This is a genomic window from uncultured Aquincola sp., assembly GCF_964001545.1.
In the GTDB taxonomy this organism is placed as follows: Bacteria; Pseudomonadota; Gammaproteobacteria; order Burkholderiales; family Burkholderiaceae_C; genus Aquincola.
On sequence record NZ_CAXFDV010000299.1, the window covers coordinates 1 to 3,836 of the forward strand.

At 66.8% G+C, this 3,836-nt stretch carries 4 protein-coding genes; all 4 read left to right on the forward strand.

Going from position 1 to position 3,836, the window contains the following annotated elements; all coding sequences use genetic code 11:
• Positions 1-197: 197 nt before the first annotated feature.
• Positions 198-1,208, forward strand: coding sequence for a porin (locus ABNT58_RS10575; protein WP_348753442.1), 1,011 nt, complete (start codon positions 198-200; stop codon positions 1,206-1,208).
• Between the two features lie 185 nt (positions 1,209-1,393).
• On the forward strand, positions 1,394-2,332 hold the full coding sequence (locus ABNT58_RS10580) for an ABC transporter permease (protein ID WP_348753443.1): 939 nt from the start codon (positions 1,394-1,396) through the stop codon (positions 2,330-2,332).
• A complete protein-coding gene (locus tag ABNT58_RS10585) occupies positions 2,329-3,381 on the forward strand; it encodes an ABC transporter permease (RefSeq protein WP_348753444.1) in 1,053 nt (350 codons plus the stop codon). Before ABNT58_RS10580 ends, ABNT58_RS10585 begins: the two co-directional genes overlap by 4 nt.
• A 3-nt stretch (positions 3,382-3,384) precedes the next feature.
• On the forward strand, positions 3,385-3,836 hold a 452-nt coding region (locus ABNT58_RS10590), incomplete at its 3' end, for an ATP-binding cassette domain-containing protein (protein WP_348753445.1).

A 3,836-nucleotide genomic window follows, 5' to 3' on the forward strand; every position in this document is an offset into this window, starting at 1 on the left:
GCAGGCGTCGTGTGACGCCTGAATGACGATCTTGTATCGCGATTGTTAAATGGTTGACTGGATCAACCACCTATACCACGGCGATTATTGCGATGCCGCAAATGGTGCGTTGCCTGCACAGTGGCTCAATCGGGCAAGGCATCGTCCCTATCGTTGCACCTGACGTTTCCACCCCGGAACTTCACGAAGGATTGCAAATGAAAAAGACCCTGTTCGCTCTTGCCGCCCTCGGTGCTTTCGCCGGTGCCGCTTCCGCTCAATCGACCGTGCAGCTGTTCGGCACCGTCGACCTGGCAGCCCGCTACGTCAAGAACGGCGACGTCAAGCGCACCGACCTGGCCAGCAATGGCAACTCCACCAGCCGCCTGGGCGTGCGTGGCGTGGAAGACCTGGGCGGTGGCCTGAAGGCCGGCTTCTGGCTGGAAGCCGCCGTGAACCCGGACTCGGGCACGGCCGACACCAGCCGCTTCTGGGGCCGTCGCTCCACCGTCAGCCTGATGGGCGACTTCGGTGAAGTGCGCCTGGGCCGCGACAAGATGCCCACGCAGCTGGCCTTCGAAGCCTACGACGTGTTCGGCGCCACCGGCATTGCCGACATCAACACCACCTACCGCGTGCCCAGCGGCATCACCGTCGCGGCCAACAGCCGTGCCGACAACGCCGTGCAGTACATCCTGCCTGGCAACCTGAATGGCGTGTACGGCACGCTGGCCGTGGCGGCCGGTGAAGGCGTGACCGGCGGCAAGTACATGGGCGGCCGCATCGGCTGGGCTTCGGGCCCGGTGGACGTGAGCGTGGCCTACGGCCAGAACGAGATCACCGACAGCGACGACTTCAAGCGCTTCGTGATCGGCGGCTCCTACGACTTCCAGGTGGTCAAGGTGCTGGCCAACTACCAGGAAACCAAGTTCCAGGACCAGAAGGACCGCCACATGACCGTTGGCGCCTCGGTGCCGTTCGGCGTGGGTGAGTTCAAGGCTTCGTACTCGAAGATCGACGGCCGTGGCGGCGCGATCGCCGACCGTGATGCCGACCAGTTCGCGATCGGCTACGTGCACAACCTGTCCAAGCGGACCGCGCTGTACACCACCTACGCCTACATCAAGAACGACGGCACCGCCAACTACGTGGTGGCCGACAACGGTGCCACCAGCATGACGGGCCGCAAGTCGCAAGGCGTGGACGTCGGCATCCGCCACTCGTTCTGATCTTTGCTTGACGTGTGACAGCGGCGCGCCTGGCGCGCCGCTTGCATTCTTTTCTCCCCGGTTGAACAAGAGGTTTTCCAACCTCCTTCGGGCCCTGGCGATTCAATCGCCCGGGCCCTTTTTTCATTTCTCTACACTCCGCGCCATCGCGCCGCTGGCCTGCGGCTTGCATGGAGTTGCATTCGATGACGGCCTACCTCGTGCGCCGCCTGTGGCAGATGGTCCCCACCCTGGCGGGCGTCGTGCTGCTGGTGTTTTTGTTGTTCAAGTTCTTCGGCGGCGACCCGGCCGAGATCCTCGGCGGCCTCAATGCTACGCCCGAGCAGGTGCAGGCCATCCGCGACCAGCTGGGCCTGAACGAGCCTTGGTGGGTGCAGCTGGGCATCTTCCTCAAGAGCATCGCCACCTTCGACTGGGGCAAGAGCTGGGCGACGAACGAATCGGTGAGCCACCTGTTCGCCACCCGCCTGCCCGCCACGCTGACGGTGATGGTGCCCATCCTGGTGCTGGACGTGCTGCTGGCGCTGCCCATCGCGATGTGGGTGGCCTACCGCCGCGGCTCATTGACCGACCGCGTCATCATGGTGGCCACCACGGTGGCGCTGTCCATCTCGTTCCTGGTGTACGTGATCGTCGGCCAGTACGTGTTCGGCTTCCAGCTGGGCTGGTTTCCGGTGCAGGGCTGGAGCGACAGCACGCTGACCAACCTGCTGACCTATGCGCCGCTGCCGGTGCTGCTGGCGGTGGCGGTGGGCCTGTCGCCGCAGACACGGCTGTACCGCAGCTTCTTCCTCGACGAGCTGGGCCACGACTATGTGCGCACGGCCCGCGCCAAGGGCCTGCCCGAGCGCACGGTGCTGTTCAAGCACGTGCTGCGCAACGCGATGATCCCCATCCTCACCAACATCGGGCTGCAGCTGCCGGGCATCTTCGTCGGCTCCTTCTTGATCGAGGTGTTCTTCTCCATCCCCGGCCTGGGCCGTGAGGTGCTGCTGGCCGTCAACCGCAGCGACTACCCCGTCATCCAGGCCGTCACGGTGTACCTGGCCGCCCTCACCATGGTCATCAACCTGGTGGTGGATTTGCTCTACAAGCTGGTCGATCCGCGGGTGGTGCTGAAATGAGCGCGGTGCTGAACCCGGTGGCCGCAGCGGCTCAAGACGAACGCTCCGAAGGCGTGTGGCATGCCGCCTGGCGGCGCTTCCAGCGCGACCGCATCGGCATGGCGGGCGCGGCCGTGGTGCTGGTGTTTCTGGTGGTCATCGCGCTGGCCGCGCTGGGCCTCGTGGCCGCCGACTGGCAGCGCGAGGTGGGCGTGCCCAATGCGCCGCCCACATTGCTGGGCCCGGCGCCGGCCGAGCAGCAACTGGCGCTGGAAGTGCCCAAGGGCCCCAACGTCGATCTCTCGGCCATCGACCCGCTGGCGCCGCGCTACAAGGAATGGGACGAGCGCGCCCGCCAGTTCAAGACCGAGGAGTTCCACAAGGCCGAGACGCTGCCGCTGGGCGGCGACCGGCTGGGCCGCGACGTGCTGGCCAAGGCCATCAAGGGCACCGAGATCTCGGTCTTCGTGGGCGTGCTGGCCGCGGTGGTGGCGGCGCTGGTGGGCACGCTGCTGGGCGCGCTGGCCGGCTTCTTCGGCCGCCGGCTGGGCGACTTCATCGAGTGGGTCTACAACGTCTTCACCTCCATCCCCGACATCCTGCTGATCTTTGCTTTTGCGGCGGTGTTCGGCCGCGGCATCGGCACCGTGGTGCTGATCCTGGGCCTGACCGGCTGGACCGGCATCTACCGCCAGGTGCGGGCCGAGTTCATCAAGCACGGCAGCCGCGAGTACGTGCGCGCGGCCGAGGCCATCGGCGCTTCCACCGGCTCGCGCATGTTCCGCCACATCCTGCCCAACGTCAGCCATGTGATCCTGGTGCGCATGTCGCTGCTGGTGGTGGGCTTCATCAAGGCCGAGGTGATCCTGAGCTATCTGGGCCTGGGCGTGCCGGTCGATCAGGTGAGCTGGGGCACCATGCTGGCCGAGGCGCAGAGCGAGCTGATCCTGGGCCACTGGTGGCAGCTGGCGGCGGCCACGGTGTTCATGGCGGTGTTCGTCACCGCGTTCTCGTTGATGGCCGATGCGCTGCGCGATGCGCTCGACCCCAAGCTGCGTGGGCTGGAGTAAGCGATGACCCTGCTGAGCATCCAGAACCTGCAGGTGGCCTTCCGCATGGGGCAGGTCGGTGGCGTGGCGCAGCGGGCGCAGGCGGTGGGCTGCGACGGCACCGGCGTGAGCTTCGACGTGCCCGAGAACACCACGGTGGCGCTGGTGGGCGAGTCGGGCTCGGGCAAGAGCGTGACGGCGATGTCCATCCTGAACCTGCTGCCCGACAACGCCGAGCGGCAGGGCCGCATCCTGTACGACGGCCGCGACCTGTTGCAGGCCACGCGGCCCGAGCTGCTGGCGCTGCGCGGGCGCGAGATCGCCTGCGTGTTCCAGGACCCGATGGGCTCGCTGAACCCGGTGTTTACCGTGGGCGACCAGCTGTGCGAGCCGCTGCGCCGACACCTGAAGCTGGGCCGCCGCGCGGCGCTGGCGCGGGCCGAGGCGCTGCTGGCCGAGGTGGGCATGCCCGAGCC